This is a genomic window from Halorubrum sp. SD612 (assembly GCF_002135005.1).
The window spans coordinates 35,207-54,201 of record NZ_NEWI01000001.1 but is presented as its reverse complement, the minus strand read 5'-3'; the positions used below and the strand labels follow the sequence as shown (position 1 = coordinate 54,201).

At 71.5% G+C, this 18,995-nt stretch carries 18 protein-coding genes; 5 read left to right on the top strand and 13 right to left on the bottom strand.

What is annotated here, in order from left to right; all coding sequences use genetic code 11:
- Positions 1-120: 120 nt before the first annotated feature.
- Both B9G38_RS00235 and B9G38_RS00230 read right to left on the bottom strand, forming a co-directional pair.
- Positions 121-465, bottom strand: a complete 345-nt coding sequence (locus B9G38_RS00235) for a DUF5802 family protein (protein WP_049930796.1) — start codon at positions 463-465, stop codon at positions 121-123.
- A gap of 144 nt (positions 466-609) precedes the next feature.
- Positions 610-1,536 carry an NADP-dependent phosphogluconate dehydrogenase gene (locus B9G38_RS00230; RefSeq protein ID WP_086219094.1) on the bottom strand — a complete coding sequence of 309 codons (927 nt, stop codon included), beginning with the start codon at positions 1,534-1,536 and terminating at the stop codon, positions 610-612.
- Between the two features lie 155 nt (positions 1,537-1,691).
- On the opposite strand from B9G38_RS00230, the gene B9G38_RS00225 reads away from it, so the two are divergent.
- Complete coding sequence (locus B9G38_RS00225) at positions 1,692-2,168, top strand: cupin domain-containing protein (RefSeq protein ID WP_049930793.1); 477 nt, start codon at positions 1,692-1,694, stop codon at positions 2,166-2,168.
- A 36-nt stretch (positions 2,169-2,204) separates the two neighbouring features.
- Here the strand turns inward: B9G38_RS00225 and B9G38_RS00220 are convergent, their stop codons facing one another.
- Positions 2,205-3,443 (bottom strand): threonine synthase, encoded by a 1,239-nt coding sequence (locus tag B9G38_RS00220; protein WP_086219093.1) that lies wholly within the window; start codon positions 3,441-3,443, stop codon positions 2,205-2,207.
- Between the two features lie 267 nt (positions 3,444-3,710).
- Here B9G38_RS00220 and B9G38_RS00215 point away from each other — a divergent pair, with 267 nt between their 5' ends.
- Positions 3,711-4,457, top strand: a complete 747-nt coding sequence (locus B9G38_RS00215) for a helix-turn-helix domain-containing protein (protein WP_086219113.1) — start codon at positions 3,711-3,713, stop codon at positions 4,455-4,457.
- Between the two features lie 69 nt (positions 4,458-4,526).
- Here B9G38_RS00215 and gcvPB read toward each other — a convergent pair whose 3' ends face one another.
- The 4 genes from gcvPB to fen all read right to left on the bottom strand — a co-directional run bounded on the left by gcvPB (position 4,527) and on the right by fen (position 8,981).
- Positions 4,527-5,957: an aminomethyl-transferring glycine dehydrogenase subunit GcvPB gene (gene gcvPB, locus B9G38_RS00210; protein ID WP_086219092.1), complete on the bottom strand. Its 1,431-nt coding sequence runs from the start codon at positions 5,955-5,957 to the stop codon at positions 4,527-4,529.
- Positions 5,957-7,285 (bottom strand): aminomethyl-transferring glycine dehydrogenase subunit GcvPA, encoded by a 1,329-nt coding sequence (gene gcvPA / locus B9G38_RS00205; protein WP_086219091.1) that lies wholly within the window; start codon positions 7,283-7,285, stop codon positions 5,957-5,959. The genes gcvPB and gcvPA overlap by 1 nt, the downstream gene beginning before the upstream one ends.
- A 137-nt stretch (positions 7,286-7,422) precedes the next feature.
- Positions 7,423-7,806, bottom strand: coding sequence for a glycine cleavage system protein GcvH (gene gcvH / locus B9G38_RS00200; protein WP_086219090.1), 384 nt, complete (start codon positions 7,804-7,806; stop codon positions 7,423-7,425).
- Positions 7,807-8,003: 197 nt separating this feature from the next.
- Positions 8,004-8,981 (bottom strand): flap endonuclease-1, encoded by a 978-nt coding sequence (fen, locus tag B9G38_RS00195; RefSeq protein ID WP_086216440.1) that lies wholly within the window; start codon positions 8,979-8,981, stop codon positions 8,004-8,006.
- Positions 8,982-9,134: 153 nt separating this feature from the next.
- Between fen and fer the strand changes: the two genes are divergently transcribed.
- Entirely contained in the window at positions 9,135-9,788 is a 654-nt protein-coding gene (gene fer / locus B9G38_RS00190; protein WP_086219089.1) for a ferredoxin Fer, read from the top strand.
- Between the two features lie 36 nt (positions 9,789-9,824).
- Here fer and B9G38_RS00185 read toward each other — a convergent pair whose 3' ends face one another.
- Entirely contained in the window at positions 9,825-12,014 is a 2,190-nt protein-coding gene (locus B9G38_RS00185) for a DHH family phosphoesterase (protein ID WP_086219088.1), read from the bottom strand.
- A 108-nt stretch (positions 12,015-12,122) separates the two neighbouring features.
- Positions 12,123-12,734 carry a YIP1 family protein gene (locus tag B9G38_RS00180; RefSeq protein WP_049930781.1) on the bottom strand — a complete coding sequence of 204 codons (612 nt, stop codon included), beginning with the start codon at positions 12,732-12,734 and terminating at the stop codon, positions 12,123-12,125.
- A gap of 202 nt (positions 12,735-12,936) precedes the next feature.
- On the opposite strand from B9G38_RS00180, the gene B9G38_RS00175 reads away from it, so the two are divergent.
- The gene (locus B9G38_RS00175; RefSeq protein ID WP_086219087.1) at positions 12,937-13,404 is read left to right on the top strand and encodes a type IV pilin; all 468 of its coding nucleotides are present in this window, start codon (positions 12,937-12,939) and stop codon (positions 13,402-13,404) included.
- Between the two features lie 45 nt (positions 13,405-13,449).
- Here B9G38_RS00175 and B9G38_RS00170 read toward each other — a convergent pair whose 3' ends face one another.
- Positions 13,450-14,583, bottom strand: coding sequence for a Gfo/Idh/MocA family protein (locus B9G38_RS00170; RefSeq protein WP_086219086.1), 1,134 nt, complete (start codon positions 14,581-14,583; stop codon positions 13,450-13,452).
- A 16-nt stretch (positions 14,584-14,599) separates the two neighbouring features.
- The gene (locus B9G38_RS00165; RefSeq protein WP_049930774.1) at positions 14,600-15,571 is read right to left on the bottom strand and encodes a sugar phosphate isomerase/epimerase; all 972 of its coding nucleotides are present in this window, start codon (positions 15,569-15,571) and stop codon (positions 14,600-14,602) included.
- 175 nt (positions 15,572-15,746) lie between these two features.
- Between B9G38_RS00165 and B9G38_RS00160 the strand changes: the two genes are divergently transcribed.
- On the top strand, positions 15,747-16,634 hold the full coding sequence (locus B9G38_RS00160; RefSeq protein ID WP_049930773.1) for a PspA/IM30 family protein: 888 nt from the start codon (positions 15,747-15,749) through the stop codon (positions 16,632-16,634).
- 67 nt (positions 16,635-16,701) lie between these two features.
- On the opposite strand, the gene B9G38_RS00155 is transcribed toward B9G38_RS00160, so the two are convergent.
- Positions 16,702-17,748 carry a dipeptide epimerase gene (locus B9G38_RS00155; RefSeq protein WP_086219085.1) on the bottom strand — a complete coding sequence of 349 codons (1,047 nt, stop codon included), beginning with the start codon at positions 17,746-17,748 and terminating at the stop codon, positions 16,702-16,704.
- The gene (locus tag B9G38_RS00150; protein ID WP_086219084.1) at positions 17,745-18,851 is read right to left on the bottom strand and encodes a DUF1611 domain-containing protein; all 1,107 of its coding nucleotides are present in this window, start codon (positions 18,849-18,851) and stop codon (positions 17,745-17,747) included. Before B9G38_RS00150 ends, B9G38_RS00155 begins: the two co-directional genes overlap by 4 nt.
- Between the last annotated feature and the right edge of the window lie 144 nt (positions 18,852-18,995).

Sequence of the window (18,995 nt, the reverse complement as noted above, 5' to 3'; positions counted from 1 at the left end):
GCTATGCCGGTCGGTCCCACGCGCAGTTCGACTCGACGCGCGGGCCCGCCCCTATCGGTCTCCGGGCGCTACCGCCGCGGCCTTCGCCGTTCGCGACTCCCTCAGACACGCGGCGGCGTCCTACGCGTTCACGAACGGCTCCCACCCCTCCCAGCGGAGGAGCGTCTCGGCGCGGTCCGCGTCCGCCAACAGCACGTTCCGCCGGTCCGGGAGCGTCTCGTCGGCGAGTCCCTGCGGAATCGCGAGCGTGCCGCTCGGTACGTCGTCGTCGCCGCCGACCGGGATGTGGCCGCCGTCGACTTTCATGACGAGCGGGGCGTCGAGTCGCTCGACGCCGTCCCCGTCCGCGTACAGCTGCTCGTTGACGTGTTCGTGGTCCGCCCGCCGGATGACGGCGCGCTCGCCGTCATGGGGTTCCACGTACAGTTCCCCCAGGTAGTAGCCGCTCGAGAATCGCTCGAACATTCTATGCGTGTCAATACCTACCACGACCATACATAAGTGTTTCTCGGCCGTGACCGGCCCTGATAATCGGGGACGGAACGCGCCCGGTTCTCAGTCAGCGTCCTCAAGCGCGCCGTGACCGAGCGGTCCGCGGGGTGCTCGCCCTCACTCCTCGTCCGACCGCCGCGCGACCTCGTGGCGACCGAACCCGTACCGGAGTCGGTTCGCGAGCCGTCGCGAGAAGCGGCCCTCGTTGCGCGAGTCGAACCGCTCCGCGAGCGCCTGGTAGATGATCGGCACCGGGACCTCCTGTTCGAGCGCCTCCTCGACGGTCCACGTCCCCGTCGAGCCGCCCGCGACGTGGTCCGCCACGTCGCCGAGCTCCGATCCCTCCTCGCGGAACGCCTCCTCGCAGAGCTCCAAGAGCCACGACCGGATCACCGCGCCGTTGTTCCACGTGCGCGCCACCGACTCCATGTCGAGGTCGTAGCGCCCGTCGGCGAGGAGCTCGAACCCCTCGCCGTACGCCTGCATCAGGGCGTACTCGACGCCGTTGTGGACCATCTTCACGTAGTGGCCCGACCCGGACTCGCCCATGCGGTCGTGGCCGTCCGGTCCGGTCGCCACCGCGTCGAACACGGGTACCATCGCCTCGTAGGCCCACGCCGGACCGCCGACCATCAGCGAGAAGCCCGCCTCCGCGCTCGCGGGGCCGCCGGAGGTGCCGCAGTCGAGGTATGCGGCGTCGGTATCCACGGCGCGCCGCGTGGACGCCTCGAAGTGGGAGTTGCCGCCGTCGACGACCACGTCGTCGCCGTCGAGGTACGGTTCTAGGTCCGCGAGCGTGGCGTCGACCGCGTCGCCCGCGGGCACCATCAGCCAGATCCGCTTGCCGGCGTCCTCGTCGCCGCCGGACCGGTCCAGCCGGTCGCAGAGGTCCGCGAGCGAATCTGCGGGCTCCGCGCCGTTCTCGGCCGCCTCCGCGGTCGCCTCCGCCGAGAGGTCGAACGCGACCACGTCGTGGCCCGCCGACAGCGACCGGTTCGCGACGATCTGCCCCATCCGCCCGAGTCCGATGACCCCGAGTTCCATGCGCGAGGGGTGGTGGGGCCCGGCCCTAGTGGTTCCGGTTCGCCGGGCGACCCCGGGCCCGGGTCAGTAGCCGATCTCGGCCTCGGGCTGCCGTCGTCGACGAGCGGGAATGCGGTCTCCCGAACCGTTTTCAGCTCCCGCGGAGTGCCGGGGTCATGGGACGCGTCAACGAAGGCGACCTCGACTGGAGCGAGACGGACCGCGGCGGGACCCGATTCCGCCGGAAGCAACTGGCCGAAGCGGCCGACGGGGAGGCGATCGGCTGTAGCCTCTACGAGCTCCCCGCCGGGGCGAAGTCGTGGCCGTACCACTACCACACCGCCAACGAGGAGGCGCTCTACGTCCTCGCGGGCGAGGCCACGCTCCGCCACGGGGGAGAGACGGAAGAGATCGCGGCCGGCGACTACGTCGCCTTCGCCGCCGACGAGTCGGGCGCGCACCGCGTCGTCAACGAGGGCGACGACCCCGTGCGCTACCTCGCGCTGTCGACGATGACCGAGCCGGACGTGACGGTGTACCCCGATTCGGAGACGTTCGGCGTCTTCGTCGGGTCGCCGCCCGGCGGCCGCGACGAGCGCTCCTTGTCCGGCTACCACGAGATCGACGACGCGGTCGACTACTGGGAGATGTAGCCGCTCCGGCGACTGGGAACTCAGGTGCCCGAGAGTTCAGACTCCGTCGCGCTCGGCGGCCGCCGCCTCTCGCTCTCCGAGGTGCGCGCGCAGCGCGTCCACGTCCTTGTTGCCCGCGCCGGTGTTCAAAAGGACGACGGTGTCGTCGGGACCGAACTCGCCAGATTCCGCGAGCGCGAACGCCCCCGAGACGGCGGCCGCGCAGGTCGCGCCCACCTCGAGCCCCTCCGTGCGAGCCACGTCGACCGCGGCGTCGAGGATCTCCCGGTCGGTCGTTGCCACCGCACCGCCGTCGGACTCGCGGACCGCCTCCAAGATGAGGTGACTCGCGCCCGGATCCGGGATCGCGATCCCGTTGCACGCAGTGTCGACCTCGTCGTCCGCGAGCGGCTCGTGGCGGTCCGCCCCGGACTCGTAGGCGCGGACGACCGGGGCGCAGCCCGCGGCCTGCGCGGCGTACATCGGGACCAGTTCGTCGGTCCACCCCAGCTCTCTCGCCTCCCGGGCGGCCTTGTGCATCCCGACCAGCCCGACGCCGCCGCCGGTCGGGTAGACGACCGCTTCGGGGGTTTCCCAGTCGAGCTGTGCCAGCAGCTCCAGTGCCATCGTCTTCTTTCCCTCGTGGCGGTACGGCGTGACGAACGTCTTCGTCGAGTACCAATCCGGGTTATCAGCCATCGCCTCGGCGTACGCTGCTCCGGCGTCGCCGATCTGGGAGCTGCCGTCCACCGGGTCGGTAACGGTCAGGTCCGCGCCGTGGACCTCGGTCATCGCCTTCTGGGTGAACCCCGCCCGCGAGGGGAGGAACACGTGCGCGTCGAGGTCTGCGCGGGCCGCGTACGCCGCTGCCGCCTGCCCCGCGTTGCCCGCGCTGTTCAGGGCGACCTCGCTTGCGCCGTGCTCGCGCGCCGCCGTCATCGCGGCCGCCTGCCCCCGGTCTTTGAACGTCCCCGTCGGGTTCGCGCCCTCGTCTTTCAACAAGACCCGCCCCACGCCCATCGCGTCCGCCAGCCCGGGACACTCCACGAGCGGGGTGGCCCCCTCGCCGAGCGACACCGCGGTCTCAGCGGGGAACGGGAGGAGCTCGTCGTACCGCCACATCGACCCGTCGGGGCGGGCGTCGAGCGTCTCCGGCGTGAGCCCGACGCGGTCGTAGTCGTACGTCGGGTCGAGGATGCCGTCGCAGTCGGGACACCGGTGGGTCGCCGCCTCCGCGTCGAACGTCTCCCCGCAGTCGACGCAGGTCAGGCCGACGAACGCGTCCGTGGTCTCCATGCCAGCGCGCTCGGGCGCCGGGGCCTTCGGTGCTGCGGTCGCGGCGGTGTCGGCCCGACCACCGGAGCGGCCTCGCTTCGGCGACCGAGACGGTCACGTTTCGGCGAGCGAGGCGGCCCGCGGTCCGCCCGCCTCTGCCCGGGGTACTTAGGTCCGAAACGTATGAAGCGGTAGGCGGAGGGGAGTCGGGACGGTACTCCCACGGGAGATGCGTGTACCAGCGACCGCCCGGACGGCGGGTCCGTGGGGTGGAGCGAGGTGGAAGCGATGAGTCGGACGGTGCTCCGGTTGGGCCTCCCGGCCGGGTCGTGGCTCGCCGACGCGTCGCGGGGCGTCCCCGCGGCGACGCTCCGGATCGCGGAGACGATCGCCGTCGACGGCGACGCTCCGGAGACCGCGGCGACCGTTCGCGTCGCCGGCACCGACAGGGACCGCGTGGAGAACATGGTCCGGGGCCACGAGCGCGTCGCGCGCGTGACGGCGGTCGAGCGCCGCGGCGACGTTCGCACGCTCCGCGTGGTCGGCCGCGCCCCCGTCTACCTCCCCGCGGCGCGGGCGGTCGGCCTCCCCATCGAGTCGACGGTCGAGGTCGCCGACGGCCGCGCCACGGTGACGGTCGTCGGCGATCGGGACCGGATCGAAGCGTTCGGGCGTCGGCTCGCGGACGACGGGGTGACGGTCGGCGTCGCCGCGACCGGGGGCGACGAGCCGGATCGGACGCTCACCGAAGCGCAGCGCGACCTCGTCTTCGCGGCGGTCGAGAGGGGCTACTACGACACCCCGCGGCGGTGTACGCTCACGGAGCTGGCCGAGGCGAACGGGATCGCGAAGTCGACGTGCAGCGAGACGCTCCACCGCGCCGAGGGACGGGTGATGCGCCGGTTCGTCGACGGCGAGGGGCCGTTCGACTCGCCGTCGGACGCCGAGGGCTGGCCAACGGCGAAGCGCGCGCCCCCCGGGGCGGCCTCGCTTGAGGCCGACGAGCCCGACGCCGACAAGCTCGACGCCGACTAGTTCTGCGTCGACGGGCTCGGCGCGACCGGGCCGCGGGTCGGCCGGTCGGTTCGCGTGTGTACGAGCGTGCTATTCCCCGTCGAGCGCCTGCCACGAGAGCCGCGGGTCCCGCGCGGCGCCGACCTGGTCGATCCGCGCGGCGGCGGTCCGGTTCGGCGCCGCGTCGAGCGCCTCGTCGGTGTCCGCGTACGCGAGGTTGAACGCCTCGGCGAGGTCGTCGAGCGAGGACTGCCCCTCGATCTCCGTCGGCTCGGTTAGCATCGCCTCGGGGACCATCTCCGGCCACTTCGTCGTCGGCGGGTGGACGCCGAAATCGAGCATTCGCTTCGCCACGTCGGCCGCGTCGCGGTCGCCCGCGGTCGCCGCGAACTCGTGGTGGAACGGGCCGAAGGGAACGTCGAGGTCGATCCGCTCGGCGAGGTAGTTCGCGTTGAGGACGGCCTTCGCCGCCGCGTCGGCGAGCCCCTCGTCGCCCAGGCGGGCGACGTACGCGTACGCCTTGATCAGCACGAGCCAGTTGCCGGCGAAGCCGTGGACCCGGCCGATCGTGCGGTCCGGCTCGAAGCGCTCGTACCCCGACCCCGTCTCGGCCTCGCGGACCCGCGGCGTTGGGAGGAACGGCGCCAGTTCGTCGACGACGCCGACCGGGCCGGCGCCGGGACCGCCGCCGCCGTGCGGCGTCGCGAACGTCTTGTGGACGTTGTAGTGCATCACGTCGAACCCCATGTCGCCGGGCCGGCCGCGGCCGAGCAGCGCGTTGAGGTTCGCGCCGTCGTAGTAGAGCAAGCCGCCGGCGTCGTGGACGATCTCCGCGATCTCGGTGATGTCGCGCTCGAAGAGGCCCACCGTGTTCGGGTTCGTGAGCATCAGCGCGGCGGTGTCGTCGCCGACGGCCGCCTCCAAGGCCTCGAGGTCGACGCGCCCGTCCTCGCCGGAGGGCAGTTCGACCACGTCGTAGCCGGCGGTCGCCGCTGTCGCGAAGTTCGTCCCGTGGGCCGACGCCGGGATCACGACCTCCGAGCGGTCGTTGCCGTGGTGCTCGTGATACGCCTTCGTGACGAGGATCCCCGTCAGTTCGCCCGCCGCGCCCGCGGGCGGCTGGAGCGTGACAGCGTCCATCCCCCCGACGTCGGCGAGCGCCTCCTGGAGCCGGTACTGGAGTTCGAGGTTCCCCTGCGCGGAGCGCGCGGAGCGGTCGGGGTGGACGGCGGCGTTCGGGTCGGCCGCCACGTCCTCGGTGAACTTGGGGTTGTACTTCATCGTACAGCTCCCCAGCGGGTACGGCCCCGCGTCGATGGCCCAGTTCATCTGCGAGAGCCGGGTGTAGTGGCGCGCCGTCTCCGGCTCCGAGGGGTTCGGCAGCGTCAGCTCCTCGCGGGTCAGGTCGTCCGGCAGCGGAGAGCCCTCGCGCACGTCGACGGTCGCTTGCCCCTTCTCCGAGAGCAGCGGCTCCCGGACGTCCTCGCCGTCTCGCTCGTAGTTCGCTTGGTCGTGGATCATTAGAGCACCTCCTCGAAGGCCGCGACGAGCCCGTCCGTCCGTTCCGCGTTCAGGTCAGTGACGCACACCTGAAGCAGGTGGTCGTCGATCGCGTGGACCGCGAACCCCTCGGCCTCCAGGTCCTCGGCGACCGCCGGGGCCGGCTGGTCGACGTGGACCACGAACTCGCGGAAGTGGTGACGGTCGTGGACGGGGGCGGTCGCGCCCGACAGGCCTTCGATCCGGGCCGCCAGCGCCTCGGCGTCGCGGACGCAGTCGTTCGCGAGGTCGACGAGGCCGTCGGGCCCCAGCGTCGCCGCGTGGATCGCCGCCCGGAGCGCGACCCACGCCTGGTTCGTACAGATGTTCGATGTGGCGCGCTCCTTGCGGATGTGCTGCTCGCGCGTCTGGAGCGTCAGCGTGTACGCGCGGTCGCCGTTCGCGTCCTCGCTCGCCCCGACGAGCCGACCGGGGACCTGCCGAAGGAAGTCGTCGCGGCAGGCGAAGATGCCGAGCCCCATCCCGTAGCTGGTCGGCAGGCCGAGCGAACCGGCCTCGCCGACGACCACGTCGGCGCCGACCGACGCGGGCGATTCGAGCACCGACAGCGCGACGACGTCGGAGCCGAGCGCGAACAGCGCGCCGGTCTCGTCGGCGAGGTCGCCGATCGCCGCGAGCCGCTCTTCGAGGCAGCCCCGCACCGTCGGGCTCTCGGCGTACAGCATCACGACGTCGTCGCCCGCGCGGTCCGCGAGCGCGTCGACGGCGGCCGTGCCGTCCGCCATCGGGTACGTCTCGACGGTCATGTCGGCGCCGTCGCAGTAGTTCTCCAGTACCGCCCGCTTCCCCTCGCGGAGCTGCTCGGGCACGAGGACCACGTCGCCCGATGTCGAGCGGACGCGGTCCGCCAGCGTCGCGGCCTCGCCGAGCGCGGTCGCGGCGTCGTACATCGAGCAGTTCGCGACGTCGAGCCCGGTCAGCTCGACGAGCATCGACTGGTACTCGAAGAGCGCCTGGAGGAACCCCTGCGACACCTCCGGCTGGTACTGGGTGTAGCTCGTGAGGAACTCCGCGCGGTCGGCGAGGTGGTCGACGACGCTCGGCACGTAGTGGCCGTAGTGCCCCCGGCCGAGGAACTCCGTGAGGTCGTCGTTGCGCGCGAAGATCCGCGCGCACTCGTCGCGGATCTCGCGTTCCGTCCGCGGCTCGATGCCGAAGTCGCCGTCGAAGGCGACCGGGTCGGGGATGTCGAACAGGGCCTCCTCGTCCTCGACGCCGATCGCCGCCAGCATCGCCGCGGTCTCCTCGTCCGTGTGCGGTGCGTACGGGGTGCCGTTGGCCCGGCTCATCTGGTCGCTCCCCCGCGTCCCCGGGCCGTCGCCCGGCCGTCGTTCGCTCCTCGGTTCGCGGCTCGTCGGTCGAAACGTTGCGTTGTCATGATCGGGTGCGGTGTCGAATGTCCGTCGTCGGATCCGGGTCGGCGCGGTCAAGCGATCTGCTGGTCGTACTCGTCGGCGTCGAGAGTCCCATCGGCGTCGCCGCCCTCGGCCGGGTCGACCTCGAGCATCCACCCCTCGCCGTACGGGTCCTCGTTGACGAGTTCGGGGCGGTCGAACAGGGCTTCGTTGACCGCGACGACCTCGCCCGAGACGGGCGCGTACAGGTCCGACACCGCCTTGATCGACTCGACGACGCCGAACGAGTCGCCGGCGGAGACCTCGTCGCCGACCTCGGGGAGCTCGACGAACACTACGTCGCCGAGCTCGTCCTGCGCGAAGTCGGAGACGCCGATCCGAACGGTGTCGCCGCCGGTCGTCGCCCACTCGTGCGATTCCAAGTACCGTCTGTCGTCGGGAACGTCGAAGCTCATTTGTCGGGGTCGCCGCGGTCCGATCGGGTTCCGGTCCGCGACACGTGTGAATCATCCTTCTGACGACGAGGAAATAAAAGGTGTGTTCGCGGCGGTCGAGCCGGGGAACGGCGGCCCGGAGCGCCGGATCGGTCCCGGCGTCTGAACCACCTCGACCCCGGCGTCCGAGCTCCTCCGTCACCCGCCTCGGCGCCCCGTCAGGTCCACCGATCGAGCCCGGTCTGGACCTGCGACTCGGCGATGCGCTCGAACCCCCGCTCGACCTCGCCCGCGGCGACGCCCCACTCGTCGACGACGTACTCGCGGGCGGCCTCGACGTCCGGGTTCACGTCGGCGTCGACCGCGACGTCCTCGGCCGGCGGGTCCATGAACAGCTCCCGGATCGCCTCGGCGTTCGGGATCTCGGCGTCCCGGGCGTCGAGGACCCCCCACAGATCGCCGTGTTCCGCGATCGCCTTCACCGCCGTCTTCGGCCCGATCCCGCGGACCCCCTCGTTGAAGTCGGTGCCACAGAGCATCGCGACGTCGACGAGCCCCTGCCGGTCGAGGCCGAGGTCCTCCAGGGTCGCCGACAGGTCCATCAGCTCCGGGTCGCCCTTGCTCGTCAGCTGACGGAGCGTCGTCGGCGCGCCGAACAGCAGCGTGTCGTAGTCCTCGCTGCCGGCGTGGTCCACCGTCCCCGTCGCGGCCATGTGCGCGCACTGCGCTTCCCCCTCCGCGGGCGCCTCGACGACGGGCACGTCGAGCAGTCCCAGCAGCTCGCGGGTCGTCTCCTGTATCGTGTCCGTGAGCCGCTGCGTGCGCGCCTCCAAGCGCGCGGCCTCGACGGCGTCCCCGCGCTCCTCGGCGGCTGCCCGGCGTTCCTCGGCCGCCTCGCGCTTCTCGCGGCGCTCCGCTACCTCGTCGGCCTTCAGGTCGGTGACCGCGCCGTCGAACACCATCACCGGGATCAGGTCGTGCTCGAAGAACTTCGGAAGCCCCTGAACGACCCCGATCAGGTTCGCGACCTCGACGCCGTCGGCGGTGGTGTACTTCTCGTCGCTCGTCCACTTCACCGTCGTCGTGAGGTACCGGTACAGCCAGTTGTGCGCGTCGACGGCGACGACGCCCCCCTCGATCTCCGCGAAGGGCGCGTCGCGGATCGACGCGAGGTCGCGCAGGTCGGCGTTTCCCATTACCCGTCAGTGGGGCGCGTCGCTGTTAAACGCTGACGGGTCGGGGGGACCGGCGGCGGTTCGCGGCCCGCAGTCGCTTCGGCTCCCGCCGCGATCCGCCTGCCGACTTCTGGGCAGTTTATGTGCGTCACGCGCGTACGGCGAGGCGTCTGAATGGTTTCCCCGTTCGAGGTGTTGGAGGTCGACGAGGACGCCGACGACGAGGCGGTCGAACGGGCCTACCGCGAGCGCGTGAAGCGTGCGCACCCGGACCAGGGCGGCTCGATCGAGGAGTTCCAGCTCGTCCGCCGAGCCTACCGCGAGCTGTCCGAACGCGACGGGAACGGCGACGCGGGCGACGGGACCGACCCGGCTGACGTCGACCTCACCGAGGGCGACGACGCGCGCGAGCCGCGGTCGACCCGCGTCGAGTTCCTCGACTACGAGGCGGTCGTCGACTACGGCTGGTCGCTCGAGGACGACGAGCTGTTCCGGAAGGCCGCCCACGCCGACCTCGGCCCCGACGCCCACGGTCGCCTGCTCGTCCACCCGGACGAGAGTCTGCTTGAGGCGGCCGAGCGCAGCGGCTTCGCGTGGCCCTTCTCCTGTCGCGGCGGCGCCTGCGCGAACTGCGCGGTGTACCTCGCCGAGGGGGAGCTCTCGCAGCCGACCGACCACATCATGCCCGACGACCTCGCCGAGCGGGGGTTCCGGCTCTCCTGTAACGGCTACCCGCTGACCGACGAGCTGTCGGTCGTGTTCAACGTGAAACAGCGTCCCGAGCTCGACGACCTCATCCTCCCGCCCGGGCCGTTCACGCGTCGCTGACTCCGCCGCGTCCGAAAAGGCTGACCGCGTGACGCCTCAGAACGACTCGGAGACGGCGGCGACGACGGCGTCCTCGACCGCGTCGCGCTCGCCAGAGAGGAACTCTATCTTCCCCTCGCGGACGCCGGCGGTAGCGATGTCCGCGCCCGGCGCGAGCTCGGCCGCGCGGTCGGCAACGTCGCGGACGGAGACGTCCGCGGTCGTGCGCACGTACAGCTCGTCGGTGCCGACGCCGACCGTCGCGAACGGCTCGCCGTCGGCGCGGCGCCGGTGGAGATCGTCGAGGAGGAGGGGCGTCGGCGGGAAGTCGTACCGGTGGGTGTAGCCGTCGGTGTCGAGCAGGGCGAACTCGACGCCGTCGACCGCCTCGGTCACGACGTTCGCGTCCGCGGTCTCGACCTCGGCCTCCAGCTTCTCCCGGAACTGCTCGGAGACGTGCGCCGCGAGGTCGCCGCCGTCCGAGAACAGGAGGTCGGCGATCAGCTCGCGCTTGTCCTGGTACGACTGGTAGTACGCCTCCAGCGCGACCGCCTCGCGGAGCTCGGCGACGCGCTCGGCGTCGTAGCCCGCGTCGCGCGCGAGGTCGACGTACCGATCGGGGGCGTCCGCCCAGTAGCTCACGGCCGGCAGGTGTCGCAGGTCGGCGCGGACCCCGTCGTTGATCGCCGACGCGAGCGAGGCGACGAGCGCACCCGTCGAGAGCGTCTCGTCGCCGTCGGCGTCGGCCAGCTCCGGCGAGACGAGCGTGTCGACCGCGTCCCGCGTCTCGGGGTCGGCGACCGCGGCGTCGACGACGACCGCGTCGACCCCGTACACCGACAGCAGGTCGATGCCGTCGGCGGACTCGGTCGTCGATCCGGCGCCGACGAGGAGGAAGAGCGGGAGCTTCTCGTCGTGGCGGTCGCGGTCTTGGAGCATCCGCGTCGCGTCGTTGGTGGCCGCGTCCATCCCGTACACCGGCTCGTCGAGCGGGCGGCGGGTGAAGTAGTGGTACTCCGCGTCGCTCTTCGCGTGCTCGTCGCGGATCAGCGGGAGGACGGCGCGCTCGACCGCGGCGCCCGCGACGTAGCCGTCGGCGGTCGCCGGGTGGCGCACGACGATCGGGCGCGATTCGAGGACCGCGCGGCGGACCGCCTCAGCGGCGTCGAGCAGGTCGTCAGCGAGCTCGGCGACGGTCTCGTCGCCGGCCAGCGGCTGGAGCCCCTCGGGGCGCGCCTCGTCGGTGAGGGCCTCGGCGAGGCGGCGGCGGACCGTTTCGGCGTCCTCGCCGTCGAGGAGGACGAGCGCCTCGGACTCGACCTGAACGTCGCCGCGGTGGCTCTCGACCTCCCCGTCGACCCGCACCGCGTCGCCGACCTCCACGTCCGGGTGCGCCCGGACGCCGGGCTCGACGAACGCGGCCACGTCGACGGCGCCCGTCGCGTCGCTGACCTCGAACACCGTCGGGCCGCCGGTCTGGCGGACGCCGACGACCTCGCCCTCGATCCGGACCGAGTCTCCGACCGCGTCGCCGAGCGACGTGATCGACACGCGCTCGGGCTCCGGTTCGTCCACGTCAGACTCGTCCGTGGCTGTCTCCGCGGACACCTCGTCTTCTGCGGTCGTCTCGGACGCGGGCTCCTCCGACGCGTCCGCGTCGTCCGATCCGACGCCCTCGTCCGCGGCCGCATCCGCTTCAGGAGCGTCCGTCGATTGGGACTCACTCGGCTCCGCATCGGCCTCTTCGGCCTCCTCGCTCGGCGCCTCGGGTTCCGCGTCGGCTTCCGTCTCGTCCTCGTCTGCGGACTCCGCGGCGCCAGCGTCGTCGTCGGCTTCGGACTCTTCGACGTCGTCGCCCGACGCCTCGTCGGGGAGGTGCTCGCCGGAGGGCTCTTGTACGAGGACGCCGCGGAACTCGCGGTCGGCCTGTCGAATCGACCAGCCGAGGTCGACGTTCCCGTTGTCGCGGACGCCTTTCACTTGGACGAACACGTCGTCGCCCGGCTCCCAGTCGAGGCTGTCGAGGCGACGGTCGAGCTCGGAGCGGTGGAGCAGTCCGGTGACGCCCGGCGCGAGGTCGACGAACACGCCGAACTCGGCGTATCCGTCGACGACGCCCCGGTAGAAGCGGCTCGGAACCAGATCGTCGGGAGAGTCGCCGCGGAAGTCGAACGCGACGTCTTCTTGGTGCGAGTCGCAGACGCGACCGCCCCCGACGTCGGTGCCACAGATGATACAGGATCCCATTTGAGTACACCGAGAGTCTCGGGCCTAAAACGGTTGTCGAAAGCCGGCTCGGCGACTCGATCGGAGCGCGGCGGGTTCGCGGTCGTCCCGCCGCGACGGCCCGACGCGTCAGGCGCCGAGCAGCGTCCGTCCCGCCGCCACGACGCGGTAGCCGACGCCGTACCCGAGCGCGGCGGGCGGGATCGCGGCCGCAACCGTCCGGACCGCGCCCAGCCCGTGAACCGCGCGGAACCCGACGAACAGCAGCACCGCCGCGTACGCGCCGCAGAGGACTCTGAGTTCGGGTATCGCCGGGCCGGCCAGCGCCATCGGCGAACTCGCGTACGCGACGACCTGGACCGTCTCGCTCACGCCGCCGCGGTCGCGCAGCGAGAAGCTCCCGTCGGCGACCTCGACGCTCGCGACCACGACGGAGACGGTCGCGACCGCGGCGGTCAGGTGGAGGCCGACCGGCGCCGCCAGCGCGACCGCGACGAGGAAGACGACGAGGTCCGAGAGGAGCCGCGAGGAGGGGACGACGACGGGCACCGCTCCGGAGTCGGTCGCGATCAGGCCGAGCGTGAACGCGGCGGCGACCGCGACTGCGAACGTCAGCGCCGGAGCCTGGTCCCCGGGCGTAATCCCGTTCGCGAACGCCCGCCGCGGGCGAACGAGGACCTCGACCCAGGTGCGCGCGATCCCTCGCGGACCGCGGGGGCGTCCGCCCGCCGAGTCGCTCATCCGAGTCGTCACGGTCGGAGTTCGGCCGCGCGGAATAACCCGTTTCCGGTTCGATCCCGAGTCGGTGGGCAGTTCGACCCCGCGTCGGTGGCTGGTTCAGCCACGCGTCCGTCCCGAGCCGGGCCCCACACCGCCTCATTCTTATCAGGGCTGATACGCGGTGCGCAAACCCTTATATCGGCGGTGTCGGAGTGACAGCCGAATGGTGGCGTTCCGAGACGACGAGCGAGGGTTCACCCCGCTGGCGGGGACCGGACTGCTCGTCGGGGTCGTCGTGCTGCTGCTCGCCATCGTCGGCGCGGCGGTGTTCGGCCTCATCGACGGCGTCGCCCCGCCCGACGCCGAGTTCGAGGGGCGACAGGAGGGCGGCGAGCTCGTCGTCGTCGCGCTCGGGCCCGAGCCGGTCCCGGCCGAGGAGCTGTACGTCCGCGGCGAGGACCCGGACGGGAACGTCCAGTTCGGCGCGTGGCCCGGCGACGGCGTCGTCCGGCCGGGCGATCGGGTCCCAGTCCCGAACGCGACCGGCAGCGAGAACTTCGAGGTCGTCTGGGAGCCGGTCGCGTTCGACACCCGGGAGACGCTCGGAAGGTACAACGGCGAGGACTCCGCGATAGAGGAGTGGAGCGAGGAGAACGGCGGCAGCACGCCGGGCGGCGGCGTCGGAGTCTGAGGTCGGTTCGGTGTCGAGGTCGCGCTCAACGCGGAGGCGGAGCTCTCACTCGACCGGAACACGCTCGCCGCGCTCGTCGGCCCGCTCGATCGCCGCGAGCACGCGCTGGACCTCGTAGCCGTCCGCGAACGACGGCTCGAACGACTCGCCCTCGGCGACCGCCGAGAGGAACTCGTAGTTCTCATGGACGAACGTGTGCTCCCACCCGATCACGTGGCCGGGGGGCCACCAACGGTCGACGTACGGGTCCGACTCCTCGGTGACCAACACCGTCTCGTAGCCGCGGTTCCCCTCGCGCAGCACCTCCAACTCGTTGAGCCGCTCTAAGGAGAACTTCAGGCTCCCCTTTGTCCCGTGGACCGCGATTGTGTGGTCGTTCTTGTGCCCCTCGGCGACCTGGCTCGCCTCGAAGGTTCCGGTCGCGCCCGACTCGTACTCGACCTGCGCGCTGTACGCGTCGTCGACGGTCACGTCGCGGTACTCGGCGACCCCGCCGTCCTCGTCGTGGACGGGGCGCTCGTCGACGAACGTCGTCAACTGTCCAGCGACGCGCTCGAACTCGCCGACGCGGTCGCCGACGAGAAACCGCGCGAGGTCGAGCGTGTGCGCGCCGAGGTCGCCGAGTGCGCCCGATCCCGCCATGTCGGCGTCCATCCGCCACGCCCACGGCGCCTCGGGGTCGACGAGCCAGTCCTGGAGGTAGCGCCCGCGGACCTGCCGGATCTCGCCCAGCGCGCCGTCCTCGATCAGCCGCTTCGCGTGGCGGATCGCGGGGACGAACCGATAGTTGAACGCGGTGCCGCTGGTCACGTCGGTCGCGGCCGCCGCGTCGCGCATCGCTGCCGCCTCCTCCAGCGTCGGCGCGAGCGGCTTCTCACAGAGCACCGGCACCCCGGCCTCAAGGGCCGCGATCGACGGCTCGGCGTGGACGTGGTTCGGTCCGAGGTTGTAGAAGACGTCCACCTCGTCTATCGCAGCCTCCCAGTCGGTCGCGGTGTGCGCGAAGCCGAACCGGTCGGCCGCGTCCGCGAGCGCCGCCTCGTCGCGCCCGACGAGCGTGTGCCGCTCGATTTCGGGCGCGTCCGGAAAGAACATCGGGAGCCGCGCCATGGCGTTCGCGTGCGCCCTGCCCATGAAGCGATACCCCAGTACGCCGATCTTCAGTGGTTCTCGTGTCATCGGATCCTCCCCCGCCTCACTCCGCCCAGTACGCGTCGCCCGGTTCCGTCTCGAACACCGCCCGGTCCAACACGTCGACCGCCTTCTCTAATCCCTCGCGCGAGGAGGTGAGCGCGTCCTCGTGTTCGATGGAGAGCGCGCCCTCGTAGTCGACCAGCCGGAGCGTCGAGACCACGTCCTTCCAGTGTTCCTCGCCGTGGCCGTAGCCGATCGAACGGAACAGCCACGAGCGGTCTGCGGTGTCGGCGTAGCTCGTCGTGTCGAGCACGCCCTTCACGCGGCTCTCGGCCTCGTACACCTTCGTGTCCTTCGCGTGGACGTGGTGGATCGCGTCGCGCTCGCCGAGGAACCGGATCGCCTCCGTCACGTCGATCCCCTGCCAGTAGAGGTGCGAGGGATCGAAGTTGGCGCCGATCCGGTCGTTCGTCGCCTCCCGCAGCGCGACCAGTCCGGTCGGCTCGTAGACCAGCATGTTCGGGTGCATCTCGATAGCCACGTCGACCCCGTGGTGGTCGGCGTGGGCCGCCACGTCGCGCCAGTACGGGATCGCGACCTCGTCCCACTGGTAGTCGAGCGCGTCGGCGTGTTCGGTCGGCCACGGCGCCGTGACCCAGTTCGGCGTTGAGTCGCCGGGCGCGCCCGCCGGGAGCCCGGAGAAACAGGTGACCGTGTCGACGCCGAGCAGGTCGGCTAACTCGATCGCCTCGCGCAGCTCGCGGTCGGCCGCCGCGGCCCGCTCCTCGCTGGGGTGGAGCGGGTTGTTGTGCGTCGCCAGCGCCGAGATCCGCAGCCCGCGGTCGTCGAGCAGCGAGAGCAGCTCCTCTCTCCCGGCCGGGTCGTCGAGGAGCGCTTCGCGGTCGACGTGGTCCTCGCCGGGCCAGCCGCCGACACCGAGTTCGACGGCGTCGACGCCGATGCCGTCGAGGTACGCGGCCGCGTCGTCGAGCGGTTCGCCGCCCAGTGGAACCGTCAACACGCCGATGTCCATGGCCGAGGCTACACGAACGTCACGAATAAGTGTTCAGGAAGCGCCGCCGCGGGGGCGCTCGGCCGCCGCGGCCGACGCGCGTCGGCGACGACGACGGCGGTGTCTCCGGCGCGTTGCCCGCGTTGGCGCCGCGAACCGCATGAGGTTTTAACGGGTGGAACGCGTACGATGTGGTATGGGAATCCTCTCGCGCGCCTCCTACGTCGTCCGCTCGAAGGTGAACGCCCTCCTCAACCGGGCGGAGGACCCGACGGAATCGCTCGACTACTCGTACGAACAGATGCGCGACGAACTCCAAGATGTCAAACAGGGGATCGCCGACCTGACGACCCAGAAGAAGCGCCTGGAGATCCAGAAGCGCAAGCTCGAGGAGAACGTCGAGAAGCACAACCGACAGGCTCGCGAGGCGGTCCAGCAGGACCGCGACGACCTCGCGCGCAAGGCCCTCGAGAAGAAGAAGTCGAAGATGACCCAGATCGAGGAGCTCGAAGGGCAGATCGCCGACCTGAACAACACCCAAGAGCAGCTCGTCGAGAAGAAGAACAAGCTCCAGAACCGCATCGAGGAGTTCCGCACCAAGAAGGAGACGATGAAGGCCCGCTACGAGGCGGCCGAGGCGTCCACCCGCGTCTCCGAGGCGATGACGGGCGTCGGCGACGAGATGGAGGACGTGAGCCGCTCCATCGAGCGCGCCGAGGAGCGCACCGAGGAGATGGAAGCGCGCTCGGAGGCGATGGACGAGCTGGAGGACTCCGGCGCGTTCGAAGACGCGCTCTCCGACAAGGACAGCATCGACCGCGAGCTGGAGAGCCTCTCGACGAACAGCGAGGTCGACGCCGAGCTGGAGACGCTGAAGGGCGAGCTCGGCAAGGGCGAGTCGTCGAACGGCGACGCCGCCGTCAGCGACGAGGACGTCGACGCCGAACTGGAGGACATCGAGTCGGAGATCGACGCCGACGACTTAGAGAGCGATCTTGACGGTGATGCGAACGCCGACCTCGACGAGGAGCTCGACGTTGAGCTAGAGGAGTCGGAGTCTCAAGCCGACGAGAAGCGGAACTGAGGTCCCCAGCAGATCTGCGCTCGGTCCCCGCGGTCCCCGTCCCTCTCGTCCCCGCCTCAGACTCGGTTCACTCCGACGCCGGGCGCGCGCCGGTCCCCGCGCGGTCCTGATCGGCGAGCCGGATCTCACCGTCCGGGAGGTCGATACCCTCGTACGGGTCGTCGTCGAGCAGCAGCGACCCGTCGATATCGGCGTAATCGAGGAGGGGCGCGAGCTGCGCGGCGGCCGCGATGGAGGCGTTCGACTCGATCATACAGCCGCACATCACCTCCAGCCCGTGCGCTCGCGCGGCGGCGATCACCCGCCGGGCCTCGGACAGGCTCCCGGCCTTCATCAGCTTCAGGTTCGCGATGTCGCAGCGGTCGGCGATCGCGGGCACGTCCGCCGCGGTCACGCAGGACTCGTCGGCGGCGATCGGGAGTTCCGACCGCTCGTAGACGTACCGGAGCCCCTCGGGGTCGTCGGCCGAGACGGGCTGCTCGACGAACTCCACGTCGCGGTCGGCGAGCCACGCGCTCTTCGCGACCGCCTCCTTCGGCGTCCACGCCTCGTTCGCGTCGACCCGGAGCCGCGCGTCGGGCGCCGCCTCGCGGACGGCGTCGACCAGCTCGCGGTCGCGGTCGGTCCCGAGCTTAAGCTTCAACACGTCGTGGCCCGCCGCGACGGCGTCGGCGGCCTTCTCGCGGACGCGGTCGGTCTCGTCGAGTCCGACGGTGAACGACGTCTTCGGCGCGTCGCTCGGGTCGAGCCCCCACAGGCGGTGGAGGGGGACGCCGAGCCGCTTCGCGGCGAGGTCGTGGACAGCGATCGAGACGGCACAGCGGGCGGCGGGGTTCCCGTTCACGACCGCCCGCAGCTCGGTCTCGATCTCGCGGACTGCGTGGGGGTCGCCGACGCGCTCGACGGCGTCGAGGAGGTCCGGCATGACCGCCGCGACCGTGTCGGCCGTCTCGCCGTAGTGGGTCGACGGCGCCGCGCCGCCGACCCCGGTCATCCCCGCGTCGTCCGTCACGCGGACGACCACGTTCTCGGCCGCCGTCTGCGTCCCCCGCGAGATGGTGAACGCGTTCTTGAGCGGCAGCGACACCCGCTCGAACTCGGTGTCGAGGCTCATTCGGCCGCTTCCTCCCCGTCGACCTCCGAGTCGGCGTCCGCGGCGTCGACCGCGCCCAGTCCGGCGTCGAGGGCGGCGTCGACGACGGCGTCCGCGCCGTGGCGTACCGGGTCGATCGCGGGAACCCCGGTCTCGTCGGCGAACGCGGCGACCGCCTCGGCGGCCGCCTCGTCCTCGTCGATGTCCTTCGTGTTCACCGCCCCCGCGACGACGCTCGCCTCGTGGACGGGTGCCGCCAAGTCCTGGTAGAGGTCGACGTAGTCGACGAGCGGCGGGAGGGCGAACTCCTCGTAACCGTGGACGACCTCGCGGCCCGCGGCGTGACAGAGGACGAGCCCGTCGGCCATCGACCCGTGGAGGATGCCGCAGGTGACCGCCGAGTAGGCGGGGTGGACGATGCTCCCCTGCCCCTCGACGACGAGGAGGTCGTGGTCGTCGCCGACCTCGGCGAGCATGTCCTCGACCGCGCCGGCGGCGAAGTCGGAGACGACGCGGTCGATCGGGTTCCCCCAGCCGGCGATCATGATCCCGGTCTGGCCGGTCGGGACGAACGCGGCGTCGATGCCGCGCTCGCGGGCGGCCGCGACGATCTCCAGCGAGGCGGTCATCTTCCCGACCGAGCAGTCGGTCCCGACAGTGAGCAGCACGTCGGCGTCCACGTCGCCGGACGCGCCCGTCGCGACCGTGAGGTCGTCGTCCGGCTCGCGCACGTCGACGAGGTCGACACCGTGGTCGTCCGCGAGCGCGGCCAGCCCCTCGTCCTCGTTCAGGAAGTAGTGGAGACCGCTCACCACGTCACAGCCCGCCTCGATCGCGGCCTCGACGTCCGACCGCCACGACTCGTCGAAGCCGCCGCCGATCGGCGCGATTCCGATGTACAAGGCGTCGAGGTCGCCGTCGGCCGCCGCGTGCGCCTCCTCGAACGACGCGACGATCGGCGCGTCCCCCACGTCCGCGACGTGATCGCTCACGCGGTCGCCGGCGCGGTCGCGGTCGAGGACGGCCCGGACGTCTTGGTCGCCGTAGCGCAGCACGCCGAGCGCGGTCTTCGCGCGGTCGGGGAACTTCTCGTGGGCGAGGACGGCGATCCGCTCGTGGTCCATGGTGGCTCGCTCGCCCCCCGCGTTCTTAAAAGAGTCGAGGGCCGGCCAAGCGATACGAACGAACCGCGGTGGCGCGTGCCGACGAGCGCCCGAAGGGCGCGAGTCGCACGCGCGAGGTCGCCGGCGCTACGCGCCGGCTGCCAG

Excerpts from the sequence above, each read along its gene's own strand:
- B9G38_RS00235 (WP_049930796.1), bottom strand. The coding sequence starts at position 465 with ATGTTCGAGCGATTCTCGAGCGGCTACTACCTGGGGGAACTGTACGTG.
- B9G38_RS00230 (WP_086219094.1), bottom strand. The coding sequence starts at position 1,536 with ATGGAACTCGGGGTCATCGGACTCGGGCGGATGGGGCAGATCGTCGCG.
- B9G38_RS00225 (WP_049930793.1), top strand. The coding sequence starts at position 1,692 with ATGGGACGCGTCAACGAAGGCGACCTCGACTGGAGCGAGACGGACCGC.
- B9G38_RS00220 (WP_086219093.1), bottom strand. The coding sequence starts at position 3,443 with ATGGAGACCACGGACGCGTTCGTCGGCCTGACCTGCGTCGACTGCGGG.
- B9G38_RS00215 (WP_086219113.1), top strand. The coding sequence starts at position 3,711 with ATGAGTCGGACGGTGCTCCGGTTGGGCCTCCCGGCCGGGTCGTGGCTC.
- gcvPB (WP_086219092.1), bottom strand. The coding sequence starts at position 5,957 with ATGATCCACGACCAAGCGAACTACGAGCGAGACGGCGAGGACGTCCGG.
- gcvPA (WP_086219091.1), bottom strand. The coding sequence starts at position 7,285 with ATGAGCCGGGCCAACGGCACCCCGTACGCACCGCACACGGACGAGGAG.
- gcvH (WP_086219090.1), bottom strand. The coding sequence starts at position 7,806 with ATGAGCTTCGACGTTCCCGACGACAGACGGTACTTGGAATCGCACGAG.
- fen (WP_086216440.1), bottom strand. The coding sequence starts at position 8,981 with ATGGGAAACGCCGACCTGCGCGACCTCGCGTCGATCCGCGACGCGCCC.
- fer (WP_086219089.1), top strand. The coding sequence starts at position 9,135 with ATGGTTTCCCCGTTCGAGGTGTTGGAGGTCGACGAGGACGCCGACGAC.
- B9G38_RS00185 (WP_086219088.1), bottom strand. The coding sequence starts at position 12,014 with ATGGGATCCTGTATCATCTGTGGCACCGACGTCGGGGGCGGTCGCGTC.
- B9G38_RS00180 (WP_049930781.1), bottom strand. The coding sequence starts at position 12,734 with ATGAGCGACTCGGCGGGCGGACGCCCCCGCGGTCCGCGAGGGATCGCG.
- B9G38_RS00175 (WP_086219087.1), top strand. The coding sequence starts at position 12,937 with ATGGTGGCGTTCCGAGACGACGAGCGAGGGTTCACCCCGCTGGCGGGG.
- B9G38_RS00170 (WP_086219086.1), bottom strand. The coding sequence starts at position 14,583 with ATGACACGAGAACCACTGAAGATCGGCGTACTGGGGTATCGCTTCATG.
- B9G38_RS00165 (WP_049930774.1), bottom strand. The coding sequence starts at position 15,571 with ATGGACATCGGCGTGTTGACGGTTCCACTGGGCGGCGAACCGCTCGAC.
- B9G38_RS00160 (WP_049930773.1), top strand. The coding sequence starts at position 15,747 with ATGGGAATCCTCTCGCGCGCCTCCTACGTCGTCCGCTCGAAGGTGAAC.
- B9G38_RS00155 (WP_086219085.1), bottom strand. The coding sequence starts at position 17,748 with ATGAGCCTCGACACCGAGTTCGAGCGGGTGTCGCTGCCGCTCAAGAAC.
- B9G38_RS00150 (WP_086219084.1), bottom strand. The coding sequence starts at position 18,851 with ATGGACCACGAGCGGATCGCCGTCCTCGCCCACGAGAAGTTCCCCGAC.